At 66.2% G+C, this 24,952-nt stretch carries 23 protein-coding genes; 6 read left to right on the top strand and 17 right to left on the bottom strand.

Features of this window, described 5'->3' with window-relative positions; translation table 11 throughout:
- Positions 1-27 precede the first annotated feature (27 nt).
- A complete protein-coding gene (locus AAHM44_RS18060) occupies positions 28-345 on the top strand; it encodes a cupin domain-containing protein (protein WP_269574337.1) in 318 nt (105 codons plus the stop codon).
- Here AAHM44_RS18060 and AAHM44_RS18055 read toward each other — a convergent pair.
- From AAHM44_RS18055 to AAHM44_RS18035, 5 genes are all read right to left on the bottom strand, one after another.
- Positions 314-1,246: a bifunctional helix-turn-helix transcriptional regulator/GNAT family N-acetyltransferase gene (locus AAHM44_RS18055; protein ID WP_342250847.1), complete on the bottom strand. Its 933-nt coding sequence runs from the start codon at positions 1,244-1,246 to the stop codon at positions 314-316. The genes AAHM44_RS18060 and AAHM44_RS18055 overlap by 32 nt on opposite strands.
- A 139-nt stretch (positions 1,247-1,385) precedes the next feature.
- On the bottom strand, positions 1,386-2,408 hold the full coding sequence (locus AAHM44_RS18050; protein ID WP_342250846.1) for a calcium:proton antiporter: 1,023 nt from the start codon (positions 2,406-2,408) through the stop codon (positions 1,386-1,388).
- A gap of 97 nt (positions 2,409-2,505) precedes the next feature.
- Complete coding sequence (locus AAHM44_RS18045; RefSeq protein ID WP_269574340.1) at positions 2,506-3,153, bottom strand: HAD hydrolase-like protein; 648 nt, start codon at positions 3,151-3,153, stop codon at positions 2,506-2,508.
- Complete coding sequence (locus tag AAHM44_RS18040; protein WP_269574341.1) at positions 3,146-4,096, bottom strand: cation diffusion facilitator family transporter; 951 nt, start codon at positions 4,094-4,096, stop codon at positions 3,146-3,148. The genes AAHM44_RS18045 and AAHM44_RS18040 overlap by 8 nt, the downstream gene beginning before the upstream one ends.
- A 41-nt stretch (positions 4,097-4,137) precedes the next feature.
- Positions 4,138-4,677, bottom strand: a complete 540-nt coding sequence (locus tag AAHM44_RS18035; protein WP_184170125.1) for an EF-hand domain-containing protein — start codon at positions 4,675-4,677, stop codon at positions 4,138-4,140.
- Positions 4,678-4,781: 104 nt separating this feature from the next.
- Here AAHM44_RS18035 and AAHM44_RS18030 point away from each other — a divergent pair, with 104 nt between their 5' ends.
- Together AAHM44_RS18030 and AAHM44_RS18025 are read left to right on the top strand one after the other, a co-directional pair.
- Positions 4,782-6,578, top strand: coding sequence for a tetratricopeptide repeat-containing sulfotransferase family protein (locus AAHM44_RS18030; protein ID WP_342250855.1), 1,797 nt, complete (start codon positions 4,782-4,784; stop codon positions 6,576-6,578).
- A 147-nt stretch (positions 6,579-6,725) separates the two neighbouring features.
- A complete protein-coding gene (locus AAHM44_RS18025) occupies positions 6,726-9,113 on the top strand; it encodes a TonB-dependent receptor (RefSeq protein ID WP_342250845.1) in 2,388 nt (795 codons plus the stop codon).
- A 21-nt stretch (positions 9,114-9,134) separates the two neighbouring features.
- Here AAHM44_RS18025 and queA read toward each other — a convergent pair whose 3' ends face one another.
- From queA to coaD, 3 genes are read right to left on the bottom strand one after another with little or no spacing between them, the layout of a single operon-like run.
- Entirely contained in the window at positions 9,135-10,163 is a 1,029-nt protein-coding gene (gene queA / locus AAHM44_RS18020) for a tRNA preQ1(34) S-adenosylmethionine ribosyltransferase-isomerase QueA (RefSeq protein WP_342250844.1), read from the bottom strand.
- 4 nt (positions 10,164-10,167) lie between these two features.
- A complete protein-coding gene (locus AAHM44_RS18015; RefSeq protein ID WP_342250843.1) occupies positions 10,168-10,908 on the bottom strand; it encodes a peptidylprolyl isomerase in 741 nt (246 codons plus the stop codon).
- A gap of 57 nt (positions 10,909-10,965) precedes the next feature.
- Positions 10,966-11,475, bottom strand: a complete 510-nt coding sequence (gene coaD / locus AAHM44_RS18010; RefSeq protein ID WP_269574345.1) for a pantetheine-phosphate adenylyltransferase — start codon at positions 11,473-11,475, stop codon at positions 10,966-10,968.
- On the opposite strand from coaD, the gene AAHM44_RS18005 reads away from it, so the two are divergent.
- Complete coding sequence (locus AAHM44_RS18005) at positions 11,474-12,403, top strand: hypothetical protein (RefSeq protein WP_342250842.1); 930 nt, start codon at positions 11,474-11,476, stop codon at positions 12,401-12,403. The two genes, coaD and AAHM44_RS18005, sit on opposite strands and share 2 nt — an antisense overlap.
- A gap of 264 nt (positions 12,404-12,667) precedes the next feature.
- Here AAHM44_RS18005 and AAHM44_RS18000 read toward each other — a convergent pair whose 3' ends face one another.
- Together AAHM44_RS18000 and AAHM44_RS17995 are read right to left on the bottom strand one after the other, a co-directional pair.
- The gene (locus tag AAHM44_RS18000) at positions 12,668-13,567 is read right to left on the bottom strand and encodes a polyprenyl synthetase family protein (protein WP_342250841.1); all 900 of its coding nucleotides are present in this window, start codon (positions 13,565-13,567) and stop codon (positions 12,668-12,670) included.
- Positions 13,568-13,575: 8 nt separating this feature from the next.
- Entirely contained in the window at positions 13,576-13,821 is a 246-nt protein-coding gene (locus AAHM44_RS17995) for an exodeoxyribonuclease VII small subunit (RefSeq protein WP_342250840.1), read from the bottom strand.
- Between the two features lie 110 nt (positions 13,822-13,931).
- Here AAHM44_RS17995 and AAHM44_RS17990 point away from each other — a divergent pair, with 110 nt between their 5' ends.
- Positions 13,932-15,317, top strand: a complete 1,386-nt coding sequence (locus AAHM44_RS17990; RefSeq protein ID WP_342250839.1) for an NAD-dependent succinate-semialdehyde dehydrogenase — start codon at positions 13,932-13,934, stop codon at positions 15,315-15,317.
- Positions 15,318-15,359: 42 nt separating this feature from the next.
- On the opposite strand, the gene AAHM44_RS17985 is transcribed toward AAHM44_RS17990, so the two are convergent.
- The 7 genes from AAHM44_RS17985 to AAHM44_RS17955 all read right to left on the bottom strand — a co-directional run bounded on the left by AAHM44_RS17985 (position 15,360) and on the right by AAHM44_RS17955 (position 23,726).
- Positions 15,360-15,728, bottom strand: a complete 369-nt coding sequence (locus AAHM44_RS17985) for a plastocyanin/azurin family copper-binding protein (RefSeq protein WP_342250838.1) — start codon at positions 15,726-15,728, stop codon at positions 15,360-15,362.
- Positions 15,725-17,425, bottom strand: coding sequence for a long-chain-fatty-acid--CoA ligase (locus tag AAHM44_RS17980; protein ID WP_342250837.1), 1,701 nt, complete (start codon positions 17,423-17,425; stop codon positions 15,725-15,727). Before AAHM44_RS17980 ends, AAHM44_RS17985 begins: the two co-directional genes overlap by 4 nt.
- Before the next feature lie 31 nt (positions 17,426-17,456).
- Positions 17,457-17,663, bottom strand: a complete 207-nt coding sequence (locus AAHM44_RS17975) for a hypothetical protein (protein ID WP_342250836.1) — start codon at positions 17,661-17,663, stop codon at positions 17,457-17,459.
- Positions 17,664-17,728: 65 nt separating this feature from the next.
- Positions 17,729-19,273: a sensor domain-containing diguanylate cyclase gene (locus AAHM44_RS17970; protein WP_342250835.1), complete on the bottom strand. Its 1,545-nt coding sequence runs from the start codon at positions 19,271-19,273 to the stop codon at positions 17,729-17,731.
- A 278-nt stretch (positions 19,274-19,551) separates the two neighbouring features.
- Positions 19,552-20,730, bottom strand: a complete 1,179-nt coding sequence (locus tag AAHM44_RS17965) for a hypothetical protein (RefSeq protein WP_269574352.1) — start codon at positions 20,728-20,730, stop codon at positions 19,552-19,554.
- Between the two features lie 336 nt (positions 20,731-21,066).
- On the bottom strand, positions 21,067-23,388 hold the full coding sequence (gene clpA / locus AAHM44_RS17960) for an ATP-dependent Clp protease ATP-binding subunit ClpA (protein ID WP_269574353.1): 2,322 nt from the start codon (positions 23,386-23,388) through the stop codon (positions 21,067-21,069).
- A 140-nt stretch (positions 23,389-23,528) separates the two neighbouring features.
- Positions 23,529-23,726: a DUF1192 domain-containing protein gene (locus tag AAHM44_RS17955; RefSeq protein WP_184170085.1), complete on the bottom strand. Its 198-nt coding sequence runs from the start codon at positions 23,724-23,726 to the stop codon at positions 23,529-23,531.
- 77 nt (positions 23,727-23,803) lie between these two features.
- On the opposite strand from AAHM44_RS17955, the gene AAHM44_RS17950 reads away from it, so the two are divergent.
- Positions 23,804-24,802 carry an NAD(P)H-quinone oxidoreductase gene (locus AAHM44_RS17950; RefSeq protein WP_342250834.1) on the top strand — a complete coding sequence of 333 codons (999 nt, stop codon included), beginning with the start codon at positions 23,804-23,806 and terminating at the stop codon, positions 24,800-24,802.
- Positions 24,803-24,952: the final 150 nt, after the last annotated feature.

The following is a 24,952-nucleotide window of genomic DNA, read 5'->3' as shown; positions in this document are numbered from 1 at the left end:
TTTGGCGGAGGAGCGCAACGGGAGGGGATGACCAGCAACCTCCTCGCCGACCTGCCCGATGCCAGCGCCGACGAAGTCTTTACCGAGCTGCTGCGCCGTCCCGGCGTCCGCATCGAGCGGATCGTCTCGCAGGGGCAGGCGACGCCCGAGGATGCGCCGATGGTGCAGGACTGGGACGAATGGGTGCTGCTGCTCGAAGGCGTGGCCGGGCTGCGGCTCGAGGAGGGAGAGGCGGTCACGCTACGCCCGGGCGATCACCTGCTGATCGCCGCTGGGAAGCGTCATTGGGTGACCTGGACGGCCGAGGATCGGCCTACGGTGTGGCTGGCGGTGCATTTGGGCTGAGGTCGAGCGACCAGGTCTCGCCCATCAGCGGTTCGCCGAACCGGGTGTGGACTTCGCTGCTGACCAGCTCGAAGCCATGCGCGGCATAGATGCGCCGGGCGCTGGTGAGGATGGTGTGGGTCCATAGCTCGAGCCGCTGATAGCCCGCCTGGCGCGCGAATTCGATGCAGCTACGGACCAGCGCTTCGCCGATGCCAAGGCCGCGGGCATGGCTTTCGACATAGAGCAGGCGAAGCTTGGCAACGCTGTCGCCGCCATCGGCGAGCATCACCGATCCGAGCATCTCACCGCCGCGCTCGGCGACCCAGCATTGCTCGCGGCCCGGCTGGAAGTCGCGCAGGAAGCTGGTGGTCACGTCGTTGAGCAGCAGCTCCATCGGACGCTCCCAGCCATAATTTTCGGCATAGAGGATCGCCTGGCGGCTCGCGATCGCACCCATGTCGCCGGGGCGCAGCGTGCGGATCTCCCAGCTGCCCGCCCCACCTTCGATCAATGCGCGCGCCGCCGCGAGATGGTGGCCGAGCGTGGCGGCGGCGGCGGGGCCGAGGGATTCGAGCTGGCGGCGGCTGTGGGCGCGAGTCGTGTCGTCGAGCGCGTCAAAGGCGGTGCGGCCGGCGGGTAGCAGGACGATCGGGCGCTGGCGGGCATCCTCCTCGCCGCGTTCGCGCGCGATCCAGCCGCGATCCTCGAACCGCTTGACCGCGCGGCTGACATAGCCGGCATCGAGGTCGAGCGCGTCCTGCAATTCGGTGGCGAGGACCGGATGCCGCGCGGCGATCTCGTAGAGGAGGCGTGCTTCGGCCACGCCCATCTCGCTGTCCATGTAGCGCGGCGCCAGCACCGCCGCGAAGCGGGTATGCGCCCGGTTGAAGGCGCGGAATTGTTCGATGGCCTGATCCATGCAGGCAATCTGCACCGACATAGTTGATTGAGTCAACTATGTCGGTGCAACGAAACCGGCGTTGCGCCACCGAAGAAGAAGCGGGACCCCGGCTCAAGGCCGGGGTGAAGACGCAAACGGAAGCGTCCCTTTTGCGCGCCTAGGGGACCAGGGTGGTAAAGACGAACACCCCGAAGATGACGAGGTGCACCACGCCCTGCAGCACCGTGGTGCGGGCAGTGGCGAGCGACTGGGTGGTCACCAGCAGGGTCAGCGACAGCAGCACGATGCCCTTGGAATCGAGGCCGAGCGCCAGGGGCAGGTCCTGGACCAGCGACAGCATCGCCACCGCCGGAATGGTGAGGCCGATCGTCGCCAGCGCGGAGCCGAGCGCGAGGTTGAGGCTGGTCTGCAGCCGGTTGGCCATCGCGGCGCGCACCGCAGCGACACTTTCCGGGAGCAGGACCAGCGCGGCGATCACTACGCCGACCACGGCGTGCGGTGCGCCGGCCGAGGCGACGCCTTCCTCGATCGCCGGTGCCAGCGCCTTGGCGAGCAGCACCACCTCGACCAGGCAGGCGACGAGCAGCACGCCCGACAGCGCCGTCTGCTTGTCGCTGGGCGGCGGAGCATGCGCTTCGGGGTCTTCGGTTTCCCCGCCGGGCGGCAGGAAATAGCCCCGGTGGCGCACCGTCTGCACCATCACGAAGGTGAGGTAGAGCAGCAGCGACACGATCGCGACAAAGGCGAGCTGCGACGGCGCGTAATAGGGGCCGTGCTCGGACGCGAGGAAATTGGGCAGCACCAGCGTCAGCACGGTGAGCGTGCAGAGCGTCGCCAGCGAGGCGCTGACGCCGACCTGCTGGAAGCTCTGCTCATGGTGGCGCAGCGCGCCGAACAGGATGAACGCGCCGAGCAGGCCGTTGAGGATGATCATCACCGCCGAGAATACGGTGTCGCGTGCCAGCGTCTCGGCGCCGGCCTTGCCCTGCAGCATCAGGGTGAGGATCAGCCCGACCTCGATCACCGTGACGGCGAGGGCGAGCAGGAAGGTGCCGAACGGCTCGCCCATCTTGTGCGCGATCAGCTCGGCATGATGGACGGCGGCCAGCACGGTGGCGATCAGCACGGTGCCGAGCAGCAGCGGCGGGAGCGTGAAGGAGCTGCCGAAAAGGAGGCTCAACGCACCCGCGAAGGGGGGGAGCCAGATCCAGGTCCAACGCAAACGTTCCATGTCCGTACCTTACAGGTCGGGGGAATGCGTTCAACCGAAACGGGCCTCAGCGGCTGGCGGACACATAGTCGATGATGTCCTGCGGGGTGCGGAACATCACGTCGGGCTCCATCGCGGCGAGCAGCTCCTCGGCGGCATAGCCCCACAGCACCGATCCGGCGCGCATGCCGACTTCGCGGGCGGCATCGACATCGCGGGTCTCGTCGCCGATCGCCAGCACCTCGTGCGGCTTCACGCCCATCTTCCTGAGCACACGGCGGAATTTGGGTGCCTTGCCGAACAGTGACGAGCCGCAGGCGAAGAAATCGATCCGGGCGGCATGGACCGGGCCCAGGATCTTGCGCGCATTGGCTTCGGCGTTCGACGTGACCAGTGCGATCTTCACGCCGGTGGCGGCGATCTGCTCGAGCAGGTCGGGGGTTCCCGGGAACAGCTCGATCTGGTGCGCATTGCGGCCGACCAGGCGGCGCACATGGCGGGCGATCAGCGGCAGCTTCCACTTCGAGATGCCGAGGAACTCGATCACGTCGCGCGAACTCTTGTTGCGCAGCATGTCGACTTCGTGCTCCGCGACCGTGCGGAAGCGGAACTTGCGCGCCAGCTCGTCGACGACAGACAGGAACCAGTCGCCGCTGTCGGAAAGCGTGCCGTCGAAATCGAAGATGACCAGCCGAATGGGCGACGCGTCACTCATGCGCGTGTCCACTCCCATGCATCCGACATTCCGCCCCGTCCCCCAATTCGATCTGAACGGTCGTATGATCGATCCTGAAGTCGTGCGCCAGCCGATGTTGCAGCGCGATCAGGAAAGCATCGCCGGGATGGCCGTCCGGCATGACGAGATGTGCGGTGAGCGCGGCCTCGGTGGTGCTCATCGGCCAGATATGGAGATCATGGACGCGCGTCACGCCGGGCATCGACGCGAGCGCGGCTTCGACTGCGGCGGAATCGATGCCCTTGGGAACGGCCTGCAGCGCCATGGTCAGCGATTCGGTGAAGAGCCCCCAGCTGCTCCACAGGATCACGCCCACGATGACCAGGCTGATCGCGGGGTCGATCCAGTCGGCGCCGGTGAACAGGATCAGCGCGCCGGCGATCACCACGCCGGCCGAGACCGCGGCATCCGCCGCCATGTGGAGATAGGCACCGCGGATGTTGACGTCGCCCTTGCGGCCGCTGGCGAAGAGCAGGGCGGTCGCCAGGTTGACGACGATGCCGGCGCCGGCGACGAGCATCACCGTCATGCCCGGCACGTCGCGCGGTTCGGACAGGCGCTGGATCGTCTCGAGCAGGATTGCGCCGACTGCGACGAACAGCAGCACAGCATTGGCGAGCGCCGCCAGGATCGACGAGCCGCGCAGGCCATAGGTGAAGCGTGGCGAGGCGGGGCGCTTGGCCAGTTCGGCACCGCCCCAGGCGATCAGCAGGCCAAGCACGTCGGACAGATTGTGCCCGGCATCGGCCAGCAACGCCATCGAATGGGTCAGGAAGCCCGCCGCGCCCTCGACCAGCACGAAGGCGAGGTTCAGCGCGGTGCCGATGGCGAAGGCACGGCCGAAATCCGCGGGCGCATGGCTGTGCCCATGGCCGTGATGTGCATGTCCGTTGTGGCTGTGGTTGTGATCGTGCGCGGCCATGGACTCGCTTTAGCTAAGTCGCTGCATGTGATGCTAGGACATCAGTTCGGGCCGCGGCCCTTCTTTCCACGTCCTGCGCCGGGAGGCGGCATCTGCGGGCGGATGGTGACGAGTTCCTTGCGCTCCAGCACGCCGTTCTTGTCGGCATCGAAGCGAGTGAAGAGCAGGTCGAAGCGCTCGGCGATCTCGGCGAAGGTGATCTTGTTGTCGCCGTCGCGATCGACTTCGAAGGGGCTGGGCACGGTGTTGCGATCGCCCATCCAGCGCTCCTGCCAGTCCGAATAGGCGATATAGCCGAGCCAGCCCTGGTGGCGGGTGTCGATCGCATCGAAGCTGCGTTTCAGGCCGGCATCGAATTCGGCGCGGGTGACCTTGCCGTCACCGTCCGCGTCGAAGGCGGCGATCATCATCGCCACGGGCTCGGCGATCACAGTGAAGGCGGGCTGCTCGCGCGTGCTGGTGCCGATCGGGTTGGCAGTATTCGCCGGCGGCATCGGGATGCCGACGCGATCCTGGGCATGGGCGGCCTGCGCAAAGGCGGGAGTCGCGATCAACGCCGCGAGCGCAAACAACAAACGCATGGGAACCCTTCCGAATCGCGATAACGAGGACCGCTACCGCGCTTGCCACCCAAGGCGCAATCCGTGGCGAAGGTGGGGCGTTGCGGACCACGCCCGTGCGTCGCATGATCGCGGTGCAGGTTCGGCGGGGGAAGCGTGTGAGCGAAGTGCGGGCGCGGCTGGATGCGGCGAAGGCGGCGATCGAAGCGGGAGAGCGCGATGCCGCCGCCCGCGCGCTGCGCCAGGCCGAAGCGCTTGATCCGCCCCAGCCCGGCGCGTGGCGGGCGATCGGCAATCTCTGGCATGCGGCGGGGGATGCCGGCGCGGGCGGCGCGGCGCATCTTCGCGCGGTCTCGCTCTCGGTATCCGATCCCGAGCTGATCGACGCGGCGGCGGCACTGGCGCAGGGCGCGCTCGACCGGGCCGAGATGCGATTGCGCGGCCGGCTTCATGCCCAGCCTACCGACGTTGCCGCGATCCGGATGATGGCCGAGCTGGCCGGGCGGCTGGGGCGCTGGCGCGATGCCGAGACCCTGCTGCGCCGCGCACTCGAGCTGGCGCCGGGCTTCGCCGCGGCACGGCATAATCTCGCGCTGGTCCTCCACCGGCATGGCCGGCCCGAGGACGCGCTGGCCGAGATCGATTCGCTGATCGCCGAGGCGCCGGAGGATCCGAGCAACGATATCCTCAAGGCGGCGATCCTAGGCCGCAGCGGCGACTATGACCTGGCGGTGGAGCTGTACCGCACGATCCTTGCCGAGCATCCGCGCCAGGCCAAGGTGTGGATGAGCCTGGGCCATGCGCTGAAGACGGTGGGCGAGCAGGCCGAGAGCATCGAGGCCTATCGCCGCAGCATCGAGCTGGAACCGGGTCTGGGCGGCAGCTGGTGGAGCCTCGCCAACCTCAAGACGTATCGCTTCACGGCTGCGGATGCCGCTGCGATGCGCGGTGCGCTGGCCGACGATGCGATCAGCCATGACGACCGCTTTCACCTCCATTTCGCGCTGGGCAAGGCGGAAGAGGATGCCGGTCATTATGCCGGGAGCTTCGCACACTATGCCGAAGGCAATCGTCTGCGCCGGGCGATGATCCATTATGATGCGGATGAGACCAGCGCGCTGGTCGATCGCCAGCTGGCGACGCAGGATGCGGCGTTCTTTGCTACGCGGGCCGGCTGGGGGTGCCAGGCCGGGGATCCGATCTTCGTCGTCTCGCTGCCGCGCGCCGGATCGACGCTGGTTGAGCAGATCCTCGCCAGCCACAGCCAGGTGGAAGGCACGATGGAGCTGCCCGACATCGCCATGCTCGCGGGAAGGCTGGGGCCGGGCGGGCTCGCCGAGCTCGACGCGGAGACGGCGGCCGCCTGGGGCCAGGAATATCTCGATCGCACCCGGGTGCAGCGCAAGGCGGGCACTCCGCGCTTCGTCGACAAGATGCCGAACAACTGGCTCTATGCCGGGCTGATCCAGCTGATCCTGCCCCATGCGACGATCATCGATGCGCGGCGCCATCCGCTCAGCTGCGGCTTCTCGCTGTTCAAGCAGCATTTCGCGCATGGCCAGGCCTTCTCCTACGACCTGACCGAGATCGGCCGCTATTATGCCGACTATGTCCGCGCGATGGCCGGGGTCGACGCGGCGCTGCCGGGGCGGGTCCATCGGGTGATCTATGAGCGCATGGTCGAGGATACCGAGGCGCAGGTGCGCGCGCTGCTCGCCGCCACCGGGCTGGACTTCGAGCCTGGCTGCCTGGACTTCCACAAGACCGAGCGCGCGGTGCGCACCGCTTCCTCGGAGCAGGTTCGTCGCCCGATCTTCCGCGAGGGGATGGAGCAATGGCAGCATTTCGCGCCCTGGCTCGGCCCGATCGAGGTCGCGCTCGGGCCCGTTCTCACGGCCTATCCGGACGTTCCGCGACCGTGACATTTTTGCAATGCAGCGCGAACTTAATTCGCATAGTTCAGCACCTGCTTGACTTCACAGGTTTGTAATAACAGCCTTCCCGATCTTAGCTAAGGGGAGGCCGTTATGCGTTCGACGCGGGTTGCGCAGTTCCTTTTCGCAAGTACCATGCTCACAGGATTCAGCGGCGTTGCTGCGGCGCAGCAAGCGCCGTCCACGCCGGCGGAAACGCCGGAGAAACAGGACGCGACTGGCTATCGCGATCCCAACGAGATCGTCGTTACCGCCACCAAGCGCGAAGCCAGTCTGCAGGACGTTCCGATCAGCATCACTGCCTTGAGCCCGGCCAAGCTCGAGGAGAACCACGTCTCCAGCTTCGACGATTATGTGAAGCTGCTGCCGAGCGTCAGCTACCAGTCGTTCGGACCAGGTGCCTCGCAGCTCTATTTCCGCGGCATCGCGACGGGCGGCGACGGTCTCGCCTCGGGGCCGCTGCCGGGCGCCGGCCTCTATATCGACGACGTGCCGGTGACGACCATCTATGGCTCGGTCGATCTCCACGCCTATGACCTGGCCCGCGTCGAGGCGCTGGCGGGGCCGCAGGGCACGCTATACGGCGCGAGCTCGCTGTCGGGCACGCTGCGCATCATCACCAACAAGCCGAGCACTTCCGGGTTCGAGGCGGGCTATGACGTGCAGGTCTCCAAGTTCGGCAAGGGCGATTTCGGCGGCCAGGTCGAAGGCTTCATCAACATCCCGATCAGCGAGACGATCGCCTTCCGCGCCTCGGGCTTCTTCGAGCATGAAGGCGGCTATATCGACAACACGCCGGGTACGCGCACCTATAACCGCCCGCACACCGATGGCCTGGGCAATGTCGTCGACGCGCCGCTGACCATCAACAACAACGACCTGGTCAAGGACGACTATAACGACGTCGAGACCTATGGCGGCCGCGCCGCGCTCGGTATCGACCTTTCCGACAGCTGGACGGTGACGCCGGGCATCATCTACCAGCACCAGGAAGCGGGCGGCCAGTTCCTGTTCGATCCGCGCGTCGGCGACCTCAAGAACCACGATTTCATCGAGAGCCACAATCGCGACGAATGGTATCTCGCCTCGCTGACGATCAAGGGGCAGATCAGCAACTGGGACCTGACCTACACCGGCTCCTGGTTCCACCGCGTCGTCGACAACACCTCCGACTATTCCTATTTCAGCGTCGCCTACGACACCTATGCCGATTACAATTACTACAAGACGGCATCGGGGCAGGACATCGATCCCAGCCAGGCGGTACGCGGCTATGATCGCTACAAGAAATGGGCGAACGAGCTGCGGATCAGCTCGCCGGCGAAGAACCGCTTCCGCCTGACCGCCGGCCTGTTCGCGCAGCACCAGATCGACGATCGCATCGCCGAATATATTCTGCCGGGCGTCAGCACCGCGGTGAACCCGTTCAGCCCGCCGGTGCCGGGCGGCGGCCCCGACGATGTCTATTTCACCACCATCCACCGCGTCGACCGCGACTATGCCGCGTTCGGCGAGGCGGAGTTCGACATCCTGCCGAACCTCACGCTGCTCGCCGGCATCCGCGGCTTCATCGCCAACAACACGCTGAACGGCTTCTCGGGCGGCTATGGCGCGTTCGATCGCCAAGTCACGCTGTTCGGGTGCACGGGGACCACGGTCCAGGAATGTCCGAACATCGACAAGAAATATGTCGAGCGCGGCGAGACGCACAAGGCGACGCTCACCTGGAAGCCGAGCCCGGACAAGCTGCTCTACGCCACCTACTCGACCGGCTTCCGCCCGGGCGGCAACAACCGTGACGCGTTCGCGCTCGGCCAGTTGCAGGACATCCCGGCATACAAGGCGGATACGCTCACCAACTACGAGATCGGCTGGAAGACGAGCTGGTTCGATCGTCATTTGACCTTCAACGCGGCGCTGTTCTGGGAAGAGTGGAAGGACGTCCAGTACAGCCTGCCGGGCGTGCTCGGCATCTTCTACACGGTGAATGCGGGCAAGGCGCGCTCGCGCGGCTTCGAGGGCGATATCAGCTGGTCACCGATGCGCGGGCTGACCTTCACCGGCTCGGGCACCTATGTCGATGCGAAGCTGACCCAGCCCTTCTGCGACCAGGTCAATGGCTGCGATCCGGCCAATGGCGGCCAGGTATTCGCGCCCAAGGGCACGCGACTGCCGGTTACCCCCAAGGTCAAGTTCAACCTCGGTGCGCGCTACGAATTCCTGCTCGGCGCGGATAAAGCCTTCCTGCAGGGCAACCTGAACCATCAGAGCGGCACGACCTCGTACCTGACGCCGGACGGCAATGCGGCGCTCGGCAACACGGACCAGTTCACCACGGTCGACTTCTCGGCCGGCTACCGCTTCGCGAATTTCTCGATCGAGGCGTTCATCCAGAACGCCTTCGACGAGCGGGGCATCCTGAGCAAGAACATCACCTGCGCGCCGAGCCTTTGCGCACCCTATGCGCGGCTCTATCCGACCAAGCCGCAATATTTCGGGATCAAGTTCGGCCAGCGTTTCTGACGCGGCACGGCACGGGGCGCCTCACGGCAACAGCAGCGAGGCGTCCCCGTAGCTGTAGAAGCGATAGTGATCGGCGATGGCATGGGCATATGCAGCCTGCATCCGGTCGAGCCCCATCAGGGCAGAAACCAGCATGAACAGCGTCGAGCGCGGCAGGTGGAAGTTGGTCACCAGGCCGTCGATTCCCTTGAAGCGGTAGCCGGGGGTGATGAAGATCGCGGTGTCGCCTTCGAACGCGCGGATGATCTTGTCGTCGCCGGCGGCGCTCTCGATCAGGCGCAGGCTGGTGGTGCCGACCGCGATCACCCGGCCGCCCTTTGCGCGGACGGCGTTGAGGTGGTCTGCGGTGGCCTGGTCGATGCGGCCCCATTCGGCGTGCATCTTGTGGTCCGCGGTGTCCTCGGCCTTGACCGGCAGGAAGGTGCCCGCGCCGACATGGAGGGTCAGCGTGGTGTGGCCGACCCCGGCGGCGGCGAGCGCAGCAAGCAGATCCGGCGTGAAGTGCAGCGCCGCGGTGGGGGCGGCGACGGCGCCCGGCTCGTTGGCGAACATCGTCTGGTAATCGTCGGCGTCCTGGGCGTCGGTCGGGCGCTTGGATGCGATATAGGGCGGCAGCGGCATGCGGCCGCAGCGCTCGAGCAGCAGCTCGACCGGCTCGTCGCCGTGGAAATCGAGCGCGAAGCTGCCATCCTCGGCGCGGTCGCCGGCGGTGGCGAGCACGCCATTGCCGAAATCGACCGTGTCGCCGTCGCGCAGCCGCTTGGCGTTGCGGATGAAGGCGCGCCAGCGGCGCGGTCCCTCGCGCTTGTGGAGGGTGGCGCCGATCTTCGCCTCGCCCCTTGTGCCCTCGAGCTGGGCGGGGATCACCCGGGTGTCGTTGAAAACCAGGCAATCGCCGGCGCGCAGCTGGCCGGGCAGGTCGCGGACATGGAGGTCGCGCGTGGCCTCGGGGCCGTCGAGCACGAGCAAACGCGCCGTGTCGCGCGGGGCCGCGGGGCGCAGCGCGATACGGTCGTTCGGCAGCTCGAAATCGAAAAGGTCGACGTTCACCGGATTATTGCGGTAGCGTCGCCTTCACCTCGCCCGGCGGCAGCGCCTTGGGGGCGTCGGCTGCAAGGTTCGCATAAGGCGGCGGGTTGTCGGAAAGGATATAGGCGTGGACGATCTTGGTCGGGTTCGCCGGCGGCTCGCCGCGCTCGATCTTGTCGACCCACTCCATACCGGCGGTGACGCGGCCGAACACGGTATAATCGTGGTCGAAGGCGAGCTTCGGGGCCATCATGATGTAGAACTGGCTGTTCGCGCTGTTCTCCGCGTCGGTCTTCTGCTCGGGCGTGGCGTTTTCCGGCGCGCCGCGGCGGGCGGCGGCGACGGTGCCGCGGACGTGCGGCAGGTTGTTGAACTCGGCCGGCACGTTGGGCAGGTCCGAATCGCCGGTGCCATCGCCCTTGGGATCGCCGCCCTGCGCCATGAAATAGGGGGCATCGACGACGCGATGGAAGTTCAGGCCGTCATAGAAGTGGCGGCGGGTAAGCGTCTTGATGCGCTCGACCATCTTGGGCGCAGCATCGGGACGCAGGCGGATCAGCACGCGGCCGCCGGTCGACAGGTCGAGCACCCAGGTCTCGGCCGGATCGGCGGGGACGACAGCGGGATAGATGCTGTTCACATCCGCGGCGCTTACGCCCTTGAGCGGCTCAGCGACCGGCTTGGGGGCCTTGCCGCCGCCCTGGGCGAGGGCAGGGGTGGCAAACATCATCAAGGCCGAAGCGGCCAGCGCGGCAACGAAACGCATTAACTTCCCCACTCCAAACCCATTCTCGACTGGCCGCTCTAGCCCAATCGCGCGGGCTCAACCACTCCCTTTGCGACCGATCGTCGCGATCCGGGTAACCATCTCGTCATTAACCGCGGGTGACACGAACTTGCGGATGTCGCCGCCATAGAGGGCGATCTCCTTGACCAGCCGGCTGGCGATCGGCTGCAGCGAGACATCGGCCATCAGGAAGACCGTCTCGATCTTGCTGTTCAGCTGCTGGTTCATGCCGGCCATCTGATATTCGTATTCGAAGTCGGCGACGGCGCGCAGACCGCGGACGATCATGCCGGCGCCTTCGCGCTCGGCAAAGTCCATCAGCAGCGAATCGAAGCTGACGACATGAATCTCGCCGGCGATCCCCTCGACCTCGCGCTTCACCATCTCCATCCGCTCCTCGACGCTGAACATCGGGTTCTTCGAAGGGTTGGTGGTGACGCCGATGACGAGCCGGTCGACCAGCTTCGCGCCGCGGCGGATGATGTCCATATGGCCAAGCGTGATGGGATCGAAGGTGCCGGGATAGACGCCGGTGCGGGTGGTCATGCTGTACCTCGTCGCAGGATCGAACCCGGACGTGCTGCGGGTGCGAAGCCAAGTCAAGACCGGCTGCGCGCTTGCGGCACGCCGGGCTTTCGGCCAGCCTGCGGCGATGATCGACGATGTGCGTGACAATGCGGTGCTGGTGCTCGAGATCGGCTATTACGACGCAGCCGATGCGCGGACCTCGGGCACGGCGATCGAGCGGCTGGCCAATGCCTTCGCCCAGGAGACGCGGGACGGGCAGAACCGCCATGGCCTGGAGATCATCCGGGTGGAGATCGCCAGCCTCCATGCCTGGTTTGACCTCGGCAAGACCTTGCTCGACCTGTACGACCAGCGCGCACTGTTCGGCGGCTTCCTGCAGACCGTGGCGGTGGCGCTGGAGACGGTGATGAACGCGAGCGGCGGGCAGGTCGCGCAGATCTCGGCCTCGGTGCGGACCTTCCTGACGTCGCTCGCCGGGCCGATCGTCCGCAAGCAGGCCTCGCACGCCAAGCTCTATGTGAAGGGCGACAATAACACGATCATCTATATCGAGAGCCTGCAGGCCGAGCGGATCGACCAGCTGTTCGACGCGCCGAAGCGGGTGCGCAGCGGCGGCGGGTTCATTCTCTCCGATCAGACCGAGGTCTTAGATCGAATGATAGCAGCCCAGCGCGCTGTTGAGACTGAGGTGGCGGAAGCGATAGCAACGCAATTCGAGCCGAACAGGGCTATTTCCGCTGCGCCAGAAGATACACAGGCGACGCTGCTGAGCATCGGCGGGCAATGGTATGCGCGGCCGGCCGGGTTTCATGGGGTGATGCTGCCGGTGGGCGAGGGCAGTGCGGCGCTGGACGGGCTGAGCGAAGGCAAGTCCCATATTGCGAGCGGGACGGTGGTGCGCGAGGGCGGGAACCCCACGGTGTTCCGGGTTGCCAGTATCGGGTGAGCCGCGTCCTACAGCGCGGTGGCTGCGACTCGCGAAAGTACACAAAGTACAGGCCAAGAGCGGGTTTTTGGCGCGCTATTTTCCCTGTTTTCTCGGTAACGCGGTGCGTCTCGCAACATTGTTGCTTGGGCGTGATCCTATTTTCCTACCGGGTCAAAGAGCGGCCGGGTGGTAGCCCGGCTGCGGGAGGCAAGCAGGCGAAATCCTACATTGCAAGGAGCATCTTCTCGCCTCCCTTGCAGGGAGGGGAATCAAGGAAAGGGACTAGCGATCCCGTTCGAGCGTGTACCGGGCGATGTCGCGCAGCAGGTCGGCTTCGGCGCCATAGGGCTTGAGGTGCTCGATCGCCTGGTCGACCAGCATGCGGGCCTGTTCCCGGGCGCGTTCCAGTCCGAGGAGGGAGAGGAAGGTTTCCTTGCCCGCCTCGCCATCCTTCTGGAGCTTCTTGCCGACCAAAGCTTCGTCGCCCTCGGCATCGAGGATGTCGTCGGCGATCTGGAAGGCGAGGCCGACGTCTCGGGCATAGCCGCGCAGGCCCGTGCGGCCCTCGATCGGCACGCGGCCGAGGATCGCGCCGCTCTCTACCGCGCAGCTGATCAGCGCGCCGGTCTTCATCGCTTGGAGCCGCGTGACGGTGGCGAGGTCGAAGCTCGATTTCTCGGCTTCCAGGTCCATCATCTGGCCACCCGCCATGCCGGCCGGCCCGGCGGCAATCGCGAGCGTACCCGACAGCTCGATGCGCACGAACGGATCGGAATGGGTCTTCTCGTCGGCGATCACTTCGAAGGCGAGCGCGTGGAGGCAGTCGCCCGCCAGGATCGCGGTGGCTTCGTCGAACGCCTTGTGCACCGTCGGCTTGCCGCGGCGCATGTCGTCATCGTCCATTGCGGGCAGATCGTCGTGGATCAGCGAATAGACATGGATGCATTCGAGCGCGAGCGCGGTGCGCGCGATGCAGGTCCGGTCGACGCCGAATAGCTGGGCCGTGGCCGAGACGAGCAGCGGGCGCAGCCGCTTGCCGCCGCCGATCGCCGCGTGGCGCATCGCCTCGTAGAGCCCCTTGCGCGGATCACCGGGCACGGCGAGCAGCAGATCGAACTGGCGGTCCATCTCCGCCGAGACCTGCTTGAGCGCCGCCTGGAGCGCGAGGGAGGCGTGCGCCATGGGCCGGGTCAGCCGGCGTTGAACGTGGCGGTGGCGGCAGCGCGGCCTTCCGCATCGGTGCGGATCGCCTCGATCCGCGCCTGGGCGGCATCGAGCCGCGCGGCGCATTGCCGGCGCAGCCGATCGCCGCGTTCATAGAGATCGATCGCTTCCTGGAGCTGGGCCTCGCCGCTCTCCAGTCGAGCGACGATGCGCTCCAGTTCCTTCAGCGCTTCCTCGAACGAGAGCGCAGTTACGTCCGCTTCTTCTGCCATGCGCCCGCTATGCGCCGGGCCGGGGCTGGATGGCAACCTGCCTCGGTATGATTGCAACCGGGCATCCTCCACCCTAGCTCCGCGTTACCTCGGCTGAAGGAGACTTGCCCATGTTCACCAGCATCAATCCCGCCACCGGAGAGACGATCGAAACCTATCCGGAGCTGGACGCGGACGGGATCGAGACGGCGCTGGCCCGGGCCGAGGCGGGGTTTCGGTCGTGGCGCGATTCGTCGCTGGAGCAGCGCACCGAATTGCTGGGCAAGATCGCTGACGCCTGGGAAGCCAACAAGCAGCATCTTGCCGAGACCGCGACGCGTGAGATGGGCAAGACGCTGGCGAGCGCGATCGCCGAGGTGGAGAAGTGCATCAGCGGCTTCCGCCATTATGCCAAGGCGGGGCCCGGCTATCTCGAGCCGACCACGGTGCAGACTGCCGGCGGCGGCCATGCCGTGGCACGCTGGCTGCCGATGGGGCCGGTGCTGGCGGTGATGCCGTGGAACTTCCCCTATTGGCAGGTGATCCGCTTCCTCGCGCCGACGATCATGGCGGGCAATGTCGGTCTGCTGAAGCACGCCTCGAACGTGCAGGGCTGCGCGGCGCTGATCCGGCAGATGATGAGCGCTGCCGGCGCGCCCGAGGGGCTGTTCCAGAACCTGCCCATCAAGTCCGACAAGGTGGCCGCGATCATCGCCGACAAGCGGGTGGTGGCAGTGACGCTGACCGGCAGCGAAGGCGCGGGCATGCAGGTGGCGCAGGCGGCCGGCCGCGCGCTCAAGAAGGTGGTGCTCGAGCTGGGTGGCTCCGATCCGCTGATCGTGATGCCCTCGGCCGATCTCGACCTGGCGGCGAAGACCGCGGTGACGGCGCGCACCCAGAATGCCGGGCAGAGCTGCATCTGCGCCAAGCGGATGATCGTGCACGCCGATGTCTATGACGCGTTCCTGGAGAAGTTCGAGGGCGGTATGAAGGCGCTGAAGATCGGCGATCCGATGGAGAAGGACACCGGCATGGGCCCGCTTTCCAGCGTGGCCCAGCGCGATACGGTACTGGAGCAGGTCGAGCGCGCGGTGGCCGAAGGCGCGACCCTTCGCTTCGGGGCGGAGAAGATCGAGCGCGACGGCGCCTGGATGACCGCCGGCGTGCTGACCGACATGGATCCCGAGAGCGACGTGGCGAAGGAGGAAGTCTTCGGACCCGTGGCTGCGGTCTACAAGGTTGCCGATATCGATGCGGCGATCGCACTGGCCAATGACGTCCCCTACGGGCTGGGCTCCTCTGTGTGGACGCAGGACGAGGATGAGATCGAGCGCTTCGCGCGCGATATCCAGGCCGGCATGACCGCAGTGAACTCGCTGCTCGCCTCGACGCCCGAGGCGCCGTTCGGAGGCGTGAAGCTGTCGGGCCATGGCCGCGAGCTCGGCCCCTGGGGGCTGCACGAGTTCATGAACCTGAAGGCGGTGATGTTCGGGAAGAATGTGGTGGCGGGGGATTAGAACCTTCTTAGCCCCTCCCCCATGGGGGAGGGGCCTATTGGGTTACGAAACCACGAACTTGCCCGTCATCCCGAAGCTTGCGTGGAGCAGGTGGGTGCACTTGATCGGGTAGGTGCCGGCCCTGGGCGCGGTGAAGTGCAGGTCGACCGCGTCACCGCTGTCGAGCTCGATCTTGCCGTCCCGGATCTTCGCCCGGTCCGCCGGCGCGATCGTGGCGGCGGCGAAGAAGTCCCTGGCCGCGAAATTGTGCCCGCCGCTGCTGGTCAGGTGCAGCACATAGGCCTGGCCGTGGACCAGCGTGATGGTGGACGGAGTGAACTTGAAGCTCGAGAGCGCGACGTCTATCCGCTGCTCCGGCGCCGGTGCCGCCGCCGTGAGGGCCAGAGCCAGCACGGCCAGCGGCGCCCTCATCCCTGCTGCTCCGCGCGTACTTCGTTGAGCAGGTCCTTGCGGCTGAGCTTGCCGACCATCGTCTTGGGCAGGCTCTCGCGCACCACCACTTCGGCGACGCGCTCATGCTTGCCGACGCGGGCGTTGACCCACTGGGCCAGCGCGGCGCCGGTGATCGGCGTGGCGTCCTCGTCCAGCGTCACATAGGCGTGCGGCATCTCGCCATGATAGGGATCGGGCAGGCCGATCACGAGCGCCTCCTTCACGGCCGGGTTCTGGTAGAGCACCGCCTCGATCTGGCTGGGGAACACCTTGAACCCACCGACCGCGATCATGTCCTTCAGCCGGTCGACGATCTGGATATAGCCGTCCTCGTCGATCAGCCCGACATCGCCGGTGCGCAGCCAGTGCGGCTCGCCCTCGACGCTGACGAACACCTCGGCATCGGCCTCGGGACGGTTCCAATAGCCCTGCATGATCTGCGGGCCGTGGACGACGATCTCGCCGGGCTCGCCCTCGGGCGGAGGACGCGTTGGGTCTTCCTTGTCGACCAGGCGGACACGGGTGCCCTGGATCGGCTGGCCGATCGTGCCGGGCTTATTGAGCTCGGTATAGGGGTTAGTCGAGACCACGCCCGAGCTTTCCGACAGGCCATAGCCCTCGATCACCCGGGCGCCGGTGACCCGCTCCCATTCTTCCTTGAGCTGGGCGGGCAGGGGAGCGCCGCCCGAGATGCAGAAGCGCAGCGACTTGAAGTCATCCGGCTTCATGCCGGGCGCGTCGAGCAGAGCCTGGTACATGGTCGGGACGCCGGGCAGCGAGCGCGGGCGGGTGCGGCGCAGCTCGGCCAGCGCCTGCTTGGCGTTGAAGCGCGGCAGCATCACGATCTCGCCGCCGGTGACCACGGTGCGGTTGAGCACGCAGGTATTGGCGAAGACGTGGAAGAAGGGGAGGACACCGAGGATCCTGTCCTTGGCGGTGGCCATTTCCGGATCGAGCCGGGCGACCTGGCGGGCATTGGCCGACAGGTTCTGGTGGGTCAGCACCGCGCCCTTGGGCGTGCCGGTGGTGCCGCCGGTATACTGGATCAGCGCGACGTCCTTCTCGGGGTCGATGCTGGGCGCGTCGCAGGCACCGTCATTGGCGATCAGTTTCGAGAAGGCGATGATCCGCTCGTCATGCGGGCGCTCGGTGACTTCCGCGCTCTTGAACAGCCTGTAGAAGAAGGACTTGGCCGGAGGCAGGGCGCCGGCGACCGATCCGACCACCAGCCGCTCGAGCGCGCTCTGCTCGAGCACTTTGAGCGCGGTCGGCAGCAGCGCCGAGGCGGAGATGGTGAAGAGCAGCCTCGTGCCCGAATCGGCGACCTGGTGGCTCAGCTCCTCGACCGTGTAGAGCGGCGAGAAGTTCACCACCGTCGCGCCGAGCTTGAGGATGCCGTAATAGGCGGCGACGTAATGCGGGACGTTGGGCAGGAAGAGCCCGATGCGGTCGCCCGGGCCATATCCCATTGCCTTGAGCCCGCAGGCGACGCGGTTCACGCCGTCTAGCGTCTCGCCATAGCTGTAGTGCCGGCCCATGAAATCGAGCAGGGGCGCCTGCGGGTGGGCGCGGGCGCTAGCCTCGAACAGCTCGACCATGGATTGGGGCGGGAACTGGGTGTCCCATGCACCCGGGTGACGATACGCGGTACGCCAGATCTGTTCGGGGTCAGTCATTGACACTGGTGTAAGCAAGCCTTTGTGGGGGTCAAGTCGTAAGCCGCTTGCTCCACGTAACGAGCACGGAAATCGCGAAGATCCCGATATCGACGACGGCCTCGATCCGCTGCGGCGCGAGATCGTCCACGCGGTGCATGTGGAGGGCGATGTCGGCGCGCCGATTGGGGGAAGCGACGGCGAGCAGTACAAGCGCAGCTAGCGCCCCGAAAGCGATCTTTCTGGCTCGTCCCGACATGGTTACCCGCATACGCCCGAAGCCGCATCCGGGCAAGCGAATCAGGCGCCTTCGCGGTGTCGGGATCAGGCCGCTTCGCGGCGGGCTCTGGCGCGGTCCCGGCCGGCCGACTTGGCCTCGAACAGGGCGATGTCGGCGCAGCGATAGAGCGCCTTCCAGTTCTTGTCGTCGGCGAGCGGGCCGGTACAGGCGCCGATGCTGGCGGTGACCTTGAGGTCGAAGGGCATGCGCGTCTGGCGGAGCTTGTTGAGCAGCTGCTCGGGCTCGATCGGGGTGCCGCTGTGCGAAAGCAGCGCGAATTCCTCTCCGCCCAGCCGGGCGACCAGCGAATCCGCCGGCGTGGCGGAGCGCAGCGTGCGGGCGAACAGGCGCAGCACCTCGTCGCCGCCGTCATGGCCGAGCGTCTCATTGACGCGCTTGAAATGGTCGATGTCGACAATCAGCAATTGTTGTTCGCCCGGGCGACCGAGTGCCTGGTCGAGGAAGGCGCGGCGATTGAGCAGGCCGGTGAGCGGATCGGTATCGGCAAGGCGGCGCGCGAGCACTTCGCGGGTGATCGCCTCATCCCGCTCGTCGCGCAGGAACTTGATACGATAGGCGACGGCCAGCGCCGAGACGAGCGCTTCGAACATCATCGATACGATCGTCGAATTGTCGAGCCAGAAGCTCCACGGCAGCACATGGAGATTGGCGAGGACGCGCATCATCGCGAGCACGACCGGGGCGCTCCAGGCGAGGGCGAACAGCCACAGGAAATGCGAGCGCTGCATCCAGGCGTACCAGAGCGTCGGCACCACGATCGAGATCAGGCCGAGGATGGTCAGCGTGTAGAACATGTCGGCCAGGCGGAGATCGATCGCGCCGAACAGGAACACGATGATGCCCGACAGCGGCACGGCGGTGGCGACCAGGCGCGTATAGATGTCGAGCCGGCGCGAGCGGATCTTCATCTCGAAGAAGCTGAGGGTGAACAGTGCCGCGGCGCCGCCGGCCAGTCCCAGGAACAGATAGTTGAAGCGCAGCCGGTCGTTGTTGACCATGTCCGGCCAGAACCAGGCCATCGCGCCCGAGGACGAAAGGCCATAGCCGACCAGCACCGTAAGCAGCGCGCAATAGTGGAGCTGGAAGCGATAGCGCATCGCGCACCACAGCGCGAAGTTGTAGACGATCAGCGCCAGGCACATCCCGGCGAACCCGGTGTAGAGTGCGGCCATGGCGAGGTTGGTCGTGGCGATCCGCTGCGTGTCGCTGAGTTCGGCGCCGAGCAGCACGCCACGGACATTGGCCGCGCCCTCGACATGCCAGAGCACGCGAGCCAGGGGCGCCTTCGAGGGGGGGACCGGCAGGGCGGCAAGCGCACCGAGCTGGATCAGCGGGGTGATGCCGCGCGCATCGGTCCGATAGCCATGAACATGGCCGTCCGCGTAGAAGAGCTGCGCCGAGAGCTGCTGCTGCCAAAGGCTGGCGAAGTTGATCACCAGGGGCCGTTCGGGGGTGGAGACGGCGTTGATCGGCTGGGAGAGCGCCCAGTAATTGCCCGGACCAAGCTTGTACTGCTTGGTAGTGCAATCGAAGCGTTCGGGATGGCGGACGAGTTCGGCCGGGTTCATCCCCCCGGTATCGCGCAACAAACAGACTTGCAGGTCGCCTGTCGAGGGTGGCTGTGCGTGAGCAGGCGGCGCGATGCTCAGCAGAAGGGCAAACACACCGCACAGGAGAACAAGGTGGAAAAGGCGCACCCCCGGCATGGGGACGGCCTACGCCCAACATGACAAACAACCCGTAAAGATTTACGGGATTCTCCTTAGCCGCACGCTATTTGTCACAGCGGCTTGGCGGGGACGGCGATACGCTGCCGCCCCCGCTCCCTAGGGAACCGTAAAAGCGTTCAGCAGCCGCCACCCAGCCCGGCGGCGCGCTTGAGCAGGCCACCCAGCTTGGGCTTGCAGGGCTTGGGCTTCGGCTGCTCGGGCTGGCCGTCCTGGTTTGCAGGCATCTGACCGCGCATTGCGTCGCCCATGTCGGGCATGCCGGTCATGAAATTGGCCATCGAGCGATAGCGCGCCTTGGCGGTCCATTTCGGGCGCCAGGCGATCTTGGGATCCTTGGGCCGTTCCGGGAACGCGAAGTTCGCTTCCGGACCATAGGCATAGAGGAAGCCCATCATCATTTCGCCGGCAGCGGCCTTCACCTCGGTGGGGATGGTGCAGCTCGTCTGTGTTGCCGGCATCACCACCTTCTGGCCGATCAGCCGGTTGACCGTCGCCGGCGACAGCCAGCTCCACAGGTCGCCGCCGAACTGGCGCGTGGCGGACGAAGCCCACCACACCATGTCGCCGTCCTTGCGATCGCCGGTGCCCATCGCCCAGGCATAATAGCCGGTCGCCAAAGGCACCTGGCCCCAGTTGAGCGGGATCGATCCATCGGCCGCCTGGCCGGCCTTCACGCGCGGGGCGCTCATGAAGTCCTGGTTCAGCGCGAAACTGATCTCGGGGCTGTAATTGCCCGCGATCCGGTGCTGGCCGATCAGCGAGGAATTGCCGCGCACCTGGGCATTGCCCTTGCCGTTCGGCCAATCGCCATAGGTGCGGCTGTTGCCGGGGCGGGGGCCGAGTTCGGCCGGAATGCCGGCGGCGAATAGGTCGGGCGGCACTTGGCCCTTGGCGACCTTGGCGAAGTCGATGATCACAGGCTGGCCCGGGCCGACATGCGCGCCACAGCCCCAGTAGATCAGCATGCGGCCCTTGGGGCGGTCGAACTTATATTCTTCCTTGGCCGGCTTGTTCGGCTCCGGCGTGACGAGCGGCACGGAAGCGCCCATGCGCATGCCCTCGGGCAGGAAGTGATCGGCCTTGGGCGCGCCACCGGTGGCGGGCAGGCGCGAGCCGAGGCGCAGCACCATCTCGCGGCTGTCGCCCTGGCCCATCATCCCGGCTGTGGTGCCGATATCCATAACGTAACGCGCCTCGGGCGCGGTCTCGCTGGTCTGGGCGACAACCAAGCCCGCGGCGAGCAGTCCCGCCAGCGCCGTGCCGGCACCCAACATCTTCATTATCTTCGGTCGCATTCGGATTCTCCCTGGAAAACCATGGCTGCGACCCGAAAACGCGAGCGCCCCTTACGACATCGGAACGAAATTGCAAGGGTGTGTTATTCGTATATTACACATCAACCATAGTCGCCGGTTATGTCCCCGTGCCGATCGAACCCGCGGCCTGGGGAGTGGCGGCGGCCCGGCTATGCACGCGAAGCGGCGTGGTCATGTCGCGTACGACGAGCAACGCTCTTCCGGCGACCAGAGTGCATTCTGGCGCGACGGAGAGACTATCGCAGAAGCGGCTCCGGGCAAAACGAAACGGGCCGGGAGTTTCCTCCCGGCCCGCACATTGGCTTGATCGATGGCTTACTTGGACGCCTTGGCGGCTTCCTTCTTGCCCTTTTTCGGCTTGGGTGCGGCCTGCGTGACCTGGAAGCTCAGGGCATTGTCCTTGAGCTTCACATTGACCTCGCCGCCATGGACGAGCTTGCCGAACAACAGCTCCTCGGCCAGCGGCTGCTTGATCTTCTCCTGGATGAGGCGGCCCATCGGGCGCGCACCATAAAGCTTGTCGTAGCCGCGCTCGGTGAGCCAGTTCTTGGCCGCCTCGTCGAGCTGGATGTGGACGCCGCGATCCGCCAGCTGCAGCTCGAGCTGGAGGATGAACTTGTCGACCACCCGGGTGACCACTGCCGGCGGCAGATAGTCGAACGGCACGATCGCATCGAGACGGTTGCGGAATTCGGGAGTGAAGAGCTTCTTCACCGCCTCTTCCTGGACGTCGTCGCGGCTCATCTCGCCGAAGCCGATCGACTCCTTGGCCATGTCCGACGCGCCCGCATTCGTGGTCATGATCAGGATCACATTGCGGAAATCGACCGTCTTGCCGTGGTGATCGGTCAGCTTGCCGTTGTCCATCACCTGCAGCAGGATGTTGAACAGGTCCGGATGCGCCTTCTCGATCTCGTCGAGCAGGAGCACCGAATGCGGCTGCTGATCGACCGCGTCGGTGAGCAGGCCGCCCTGATCATAGCCGACATAGCCCGGAGGGGCACCGATCAGGCGCGAGACGCTGTGGCGCTCCATATATTCGGACATGTCGAAGCGCTGGAGCGGGATGCCGAGCAGCTCGGCGAGCTGCTTCGCCACCTCGGTCTTGCCGACGCCGGTCGGGCCCGAGAACAGGTAGTTGCCGATCGGCTTGTCCGGATCGCGCAGGCCCGCACGGCTGAGCTTGATCGCCGAGGACAGCACCTCGATCGCCTTGTCCTGGCCGAACACCACCCGCTTGAGATCCGTTTCCAGGTTCGCGAGCGTTTTTGTGTCGTCGGTGGACACGCTCTTCGGAGGGATTCGAGCCATGGTCGCGATGACCTGCTCGATTTCCTTGGGCGTGATCGTTTTCTTGCGCTTCGAGGGCGGTACCAGCATCTGCATCGCGCCGGCCTCGTCGATCACGTCGATCGCCTTGTCCGGCAGCTTGCGGTCGTTGATGTAGCGCGCCGAAAGCTCCACCGCCGACTTGATCGCGTCGGGGGTGTACTTGAGGTGGTGATGGTCCTCGAACGCCGAGCGCAGGCCGGCGAGGATCTTGATCGTGTCCTCCACCGTCGGCTCGTTCACGTCGATCTTCTGGAAGCGACGGAGCAGCGCCCGGTCCTTCTCGAAGTGGTTGCGGAACTCCTTGTAGGTCGTCGAGCCGATGCAGCGGATCGAGCCGCCCGACAGTGCCGGCTTGAGCAGGTTCGACGCGTCCATCGCGCCGCCGCTGGTGGCGCCGGCACCGATCACGGTGTGGATCTCGTCGATGAAGAGGACCGCGTGGGGCAGCTTCTCCAGCTCGTTGACGACCTGCTTCAGGCGCTCCTCGAAGTCACCGCGATAGCGGGTGCCGGCGAGCAGCGCGCCCATGTCGAGCGAGTAGATCACCGCTTCCTTGAGCACGTCGGGCACTTCGCCCTCGACGATCTTGCGCGCCAGACCCTCCGCGATCGCGGTCTTGCCCACGCCCGGATCGCCCACATAGAGCGGGTTGTTCTTCGAGCGGCGGCACAGGATCTGGATCGTGCGATCGACTTCGGGACCGCGGCCGATCAGCGGATCGACCTTGCCGTTCTTCGCCTTCTCGTTGAGATCGACGGTGAACTGCTTGAGCGCGCTCTCGCCCTTGCCCGACTTGGTCTCCTGCTTGGACGACTTGTCCTCGTCCGCAGCGCCCTTGGGCGGAGTCGATTCGGTGCTGCCGGTGCCGCCCTTGCCGACGCCGTGCGAGATATAGCTCACCGCGTCGAGGCGGCTCATGTCCTGCTGCTGCAGGAAATAGACGGCATAGCTCTCGCGCTCGCTGAACAGCGCGACGAGCACGTTCGCGCCGGTCACTTCGTCGCGGCCCGAGGACTGGACGTGGAGGATCGCGCGCTGGACGACGCGCTGGAAGCCACTGGTCGGCGACGGATCGGTCGCCTGATCGACCTTGAGTGCTTCAAGCTCGGTATCGAGATAGTGCGCGACGGTATTCTTGAGTTCGCCCAGATCTACCCCGCACGCGCTCATCACCTTGCTCGCATGCTCGTCGTCGACGAGCGCGAGCAGCAGATGCTCGAGCGTGGCATATTCATGGCGTCGCGAGCTCGCGGCTTCGAGCGCCTTGTGGAGGGTCGATTCGAGGGCGGAGGCGAAACTAGGCATTCAGCTACAACTCCTGTGGGCCGAAAAGGATACGCGGCCCCTGTCTCCCCTTATGTCGGGAGGCATGGGCCCCGCATCAAGCGCAGCGGCCCCGCACCGGAGTAGAATGGCGTTTCGCCCCATCTCCGGTGCCGTCACGCTCATTTCCTAAATAGAGCGTCCGCGCTTGCGCGGTGGTTAATGGCGCGTGAAATTTTGGTTCGAGTCCGATCTATCTCGGCCTCTAGCATCGCAATGCGCTCGCTAAGTTCCTCAACCGAAAGGGGATCGAGGTCCTGGCGTCCGAGCTGGGCGACGAGGTCGTCCTTGCGACGCGGAAGATTTTCGTCGGCGTCCATGGGAGGCAGCGTTGACCCTGGCAGGGCCGATGTCAATAAGGCCAACGGTTTCTCCTGCGTTCGAAAGCGACACGGCAATGGCTCTTCCGGAAACGATGCTGGCAATCGATCCCGAGGCGCCCGGCGGGCCCGAGGTACTGGTGCCGGTGTCGCGCCCCATACCGCAGCCAGGGCCGGGCGAAGTGCTGGTCAAGGTCGCCGCCGCCGGGGTGAACCGCCCCGAGGTGATGCAGCGCAAGGGCATGTACCCGCCGCCGCCTGGCGCCCCCTCGATCCTGGGCATGGAGATCGCGGGCAAGGTAGTCGCGCTCGGCGAGGGCGTGCCCGGCGAAGTGATCGGCACGCCGGTCTGCGCGCTGATCGCGGGCGGGGCCTATGCCGAATACGCGGTCGCGCCGGTCGGCCAGTGCCTGCCGGTTCCGCCGGCGATCTCGATGGTCGAGGCCGCAGCGATTCCCGAGACGCTGTTCACCGTGTGGAGCAACGTGTTCGAGCGCGCCTATGCCGTGGACGGCGACTGGATCCTGGTCCACGGCGGCACCAGCGGCATCGGCACGATGGCGATCCATCTCGCCAACCTGTTCGGGCTGACGATCATCGTCACCGCCGGATCGGACGAGAAGTGCGAAGCTGCGAAGCGGATCGGTGCGGATCACGCGATCAACTACAAGACCGAGGATTTCGTCGCGCGAGTGAAGGAGATCACCGGCGGCAAGGGCGTGAACATCGTGCTCGACATGGTGGGCGGCGACTATGTGCCGCGAAACCTCCAGTGCTTGGCCGAGGACGGTCGGCACGTCTCGATCGCGGTGCAGGGCGGGCTGCAGGCGACGATCCCGCTCTTCGAGATCATGCGCAAGCGGCTGACGCTGACCGGATCGACGCTCCGCCCGCGCTCGGTGGAGTTCAAGAGCCTGCTCGCCGACGAGATCCACCGCACAGTGTGGCCGTTCGTGGCGGAGGGCAGGCTGAAGCCGGTGATCGACAAGACCTTCCCCCTGGCCGATGCGGCCGGTGCGCATGCCCGGATGGAAGCGGGGGATCATGTCGGGAAGATCGTGCTGACGGTGGGGTGAGGCTTCTGACTCCCCTCCCTGCAAGGGAGGGGTTGGGGGTGGGTGCGCGGCGAAGCCGCGTCCTCCCAACACGGGCGGCAAAAGAAAAGACCGGGCATCGAGCCCGGCCTTGGGGTAAACCCCCCAAGCCCCCCCCCGGCGCGGGGGGGG

Source organism: Sphingomonas sp. OTU376, assembly GCF_038440415.1.
GTDB classification, from domain to species: domain Bacteria; phylum Pseudomonadota; class Alphaproteobacteria; order Sphingomonadales; family Sphingomonadaceae; genus Sphingomonas; species Sphingomonas kyeonggiensis_A.
The sequence above is the reverse complement of the archived record's forward strand: the minus strand, read 5'-3'. Positions and strand labels throughout refer to the sequence as shown.

Bases quoted from the DNA above. Each gene is read 5' to 3' on its own strand.
- AAHM44_RS18060 (WP_269574337.1), top strand. From the start codon at position 28: ATGACCAGCAACCTCCTCGCCGACCTGCCCGATGCCAGCGCCGACGAA.
- AAHM44_RS18055 (WP_342250847.1), bottom strand. From the start codon at position 1,246: ATGGATCAGGCCATCGAACAATTCCGCGCCTTCAACCGGGCGCATACC.
- AAHM44_RS18045 (WP_269574340.1), bottom strand. From the start codon at position 3,153: ATGAGTGACGCGTCGCCCATTCGGCTGGTCATCTTCGATTTCGACGGC.
- AAHM44_RS18040 (WP_269574341.1), bottom strand. From the start codon at position 4,096: ATGGCCGCGCACGATCACAACCACAGCCACAACGGACATGCACATCAC.
- AAHM44_RS18035 (WP_184170125.1), bottom strand. From the start codon at position 4,677: ATGCGTTTGTTGTTTGCGCTCGCGGCGTTGATCGCGACTCCCGCCTTT.
- AAHM44_RS18030 (WP_342250855.1), top strand. From the start codon at position 4,782: ATGATCGCGGTGCAGGTTCGGCGGGGGAAGCGTGTGAGCGAAGTGCGG.
- AAHM44_RS18025 (WP_342250845.1), top strand. From the start codon at position 6,726: ATGCTCACAGGATTCAGCGGCGTTGCTGCGGCGCAGCAAGCGCCGTCC.
- AAHM44_RS18015 (WP_342250843.1), bottom strand. From the start codon at position 10,908: ATGCGTTTCGTTGCCGCGCTGGCCGCTTCGGCCTTGATGATGTTTGCC.
- AAHM44_RS18005 (WP_342250842.1), top strand. From the start codon at position 11,474: ATGCTGTACCTCGTCGCAGGATCGAACCCGGACGTGCTGCGGGTGCGA.
- coaD (WP_269574345.1), bottom strand. From the start codon at position 11,475: ATGACCACCCGCACCGGCGTCTATCCCGGCACCTTCGATCCCATCACG.
- AAHM44_RS18000 (WP_342250841.1), bottom strand. From the start codon at position 13,567: ATGGCGCACGCCTCCCTCGCGCTCCAGGCGGCGCTCAAGCAGGTCTCG.
- AAHM44_RS17995 (WP_342250840.1), bottom strand. From the start codon at position 13,821: ATGGCAGAAGAAGCGGACGTAACTGCGCTCTCGTTCGAGGAAGCGCTG.
- AAHM44_RS17990 (WP_342250839.1), top strand. From the start codon at position 13,932: ATGTTCACCAGCATCAATCCCGCCACCGGAGAGACGATCGAAACCTAT.
- AAHM44_RS17985 (WP_342250838.1), bottom strand. From the start codon at position 15,728: ATGAGGGCGCCGCTGGCCGTGCTGGCTCTGGCCCTCACGGCGGCGGCA.
- AAHM44_RS17980 (WP_342250837.1), bottom strand. From the start codon at position 17,425: ATGACTGACCCCGAACAGATCTGGCGTACCGCGTATCGTCACCCGGGT.
- AAHM44_RS17975 (WP_342250836.1), bottom strand. From the start codon at position 17,663: ATGTCGGGACGAGCCAGAAAGATCGCTTTCGGGGCGCTAGCTGCGCTT.
- AAHM44_RS17970 (WP_342250835.1), bottom strand. From the start codon at position 19,273: ATGAACCCGGCCGAACTCGTCCGCCATCCCGAACGCTTCGATTGCACT.
- AAHM44_RS17965 (WP_269574352.1), bottom strand. From the start codon at position 20,730: ATGCGACCGAAGATAATGAAGATGTTGGGTGCCGGCACGGCGCTGGCG.
- clpA (WP_269574353.1), bottom strand. From the start codon at position 23,388: ATGCCTAGTTTCGCCTCCGCCCTCGAATCGACCCTCCACAAGGCGCTC.
- AAHM44_RS17955 (WP_184170085.1), bottom strand. From the start codon at position 23,726: ATGGACGCCGACGAAAATCTTCCGCGTCGCAAGGACGACCTCGTCGCC.
- AAHM44_RS17950 (WP_342250834.1), top strand. From the start codon at position 23,804: ATGGCTCTTCCGGAAACGATGCTGGCAATCGATCCCGAGGCGCCCGGC.